Origin of the sequence: Aeromonas sp. QDB34 (assembly GCF_027705405.1) — a bacterium.
Taxonomy (GTDB): Bacteria; Pseudomonadota; Gammaproteobacteria; order Enterobacterales; family Aeromonadaceae; genus Aeromonas; species Aeromonas hydrophila.
The window spans coordinates 1-1,665 of record NZ_JAPDBT010000056.1 but is presented as its reverse complement, the minus strand read 5'-3'; the positions used below and the strand labels follow the sequence as shown (position 1 = coordinate 1,665).

The window sequence follows — 1,665 nt, the reverse complement described above, 5'->3', positions numbered from 1 at the left end:
CGGCGTTTTTCAAGATAGTTGTCGCGTAAACCTGTTTTAAACTGCCTGTTTTTGCTCTGGTTCGGACCTATCAGGATTCAGCATCACGGCACCGATCGGTGTCCAATCTCGCGTCTTGCCACTCCACCTGGTTGGATGTCGCGCTCGGGCCGCCTGATACACCGCATCCCGTTTCGCCAGCAGCGCTTTATCTTCGCCCCGATGCCGCTCGTTGGGGGTGACGAAGCGGATACGGCTATGCCGGTGCTCTTCGTTATACCAAGTCATAAAGTCACGTACCCACTCCCTGGCCGCATCCAGACTGGCAAAGCCGTCTGATGGCCACTGCGGACAGTACTTCAGCGTCCGGAACAATGACTCCGAGTACGGATTATCGTTGCTGACCCGAGGCCGTCCCCGCGAGGGCGTGACACCCAGATCATACATCTTGGTCAGCAGCGTGACCGACTTCATCGGCGCGCCGTTGTCCGAGTGCAAGACCAGCGGCTGCTTCCAGCACTGCTCGCGGATGACGCTCCGTTGCAGCAACGCCGCCGCTTGTTCACCGCACTCTTGCTCATGCACTTCCCAGCCCACCCCTTTGCGGCTGTAGATGTCCTCTATCAGATAGAGGTAGTAATACTGGCCGCGCACGAGTGACGGCAAGTAGGTGATATCCCAGGACCACACTTGATTGGGCCCGGTCGCGGCATGACTGGTTGGTGCCGGCACATGACGCGGTGGCTGGCTCCGGCCACGCCTGTGCTGCTGGTCAGCCGCCCGCAAGATGCGATAGAAGCTCGACTCGCTGGCCAAGTAACGCCCTTGGTCGGCCAGCCGTGGTACGATTTGACTCGGCGGCAACGAGGCGAACTCCTGGCTATTGCAGACGTCCAGCACGGCCTGCCGCTCCTCTGGACTCAAGGCATGGGCTGGCGTAGGGCGAACCGCATCCGGCCGCCCATCGGCACTCAGCTCAGGCTCGGCCAACCAGCGCTGGAGCGTGCGCAGACTCAGCCCCAACACCTCGGCCGCAGGATGCTTGCGGGCGCCAGCTTCAAGCGCTTCGCGCCACCATGCAACGTATTGCTGCCGCTCTGGCAACGAGGTCAATCGGCCTCGTCGACGTTGCTCCAGTAGGCATCGAGCTTTTTTTGCAATATCAGCAGAGCTGCCGCCTCGGCCAGGGCCTTGTCTTTACGACGCAACTCTTGCTCTAGTTGCCGGATGCGCTTCTTGTCCGCCTTGGACTGTGCCTTCTCGGCCTGCTGTAGAGCACGAGCGGATTGCTGGCCCAGAATACAGGCTTGGCGCCATTGCTGGACCTGCTCGGGGTAGAGCCCCTTGCGGCGGCAATACTCACTGAGTTCAATCTCGGAAAGCGCAGCGGTTTCCAGCACGACGGCGAACTTGGCCTCGGCCGGCCATTCATCGGTCAGTTTGTTGTCCCCGGGCACAGGAGCCCCTCCGTCTTTGGCTTGTTTGCGCCAATTATACAGAGTGACCTCGCTAATGTTTTCCTGACGAGCCAACTCAGCAACCGACATATTGATGGGAGGCAGCAGCTTCTTGAGCAAAGCGGCCTTACGCTCACTTGAATAACGAGCCATTCGACACTCTTTATCCGCCCCCGGTCTTCACTTTTAAATGGTTCAGGTCAGGCGACAACTATTCTGACACCGGGGG

1 protein-coding gene is annotated in these 1,665 nt (G+C 59.6%); it reads right to left on the bottom strand.

Features of this window, described 5'->3' with window-relative positions; genetic code table 11:
• Positions 1 to 36 precede the first annotated feature (36 nt).
• Positions 37 to 1,589, bottom strand: a protein-coding gene (locus tag OKC29_RS22965; protein ID WP_113736295.1) for an IS3 family transposase whose coding sequence is annotated in 2 segments (ribosomal slippage) — positions 37 to 1,127 and positions 1,127 to 1,589 — 1,554 coding nt in all. Because the reading frame shifts where the segments join, the coding sequence is not laid out codon by codon here.
• Positions 1,590 to 1,665 lie beyond the last annotated feature (76 nt).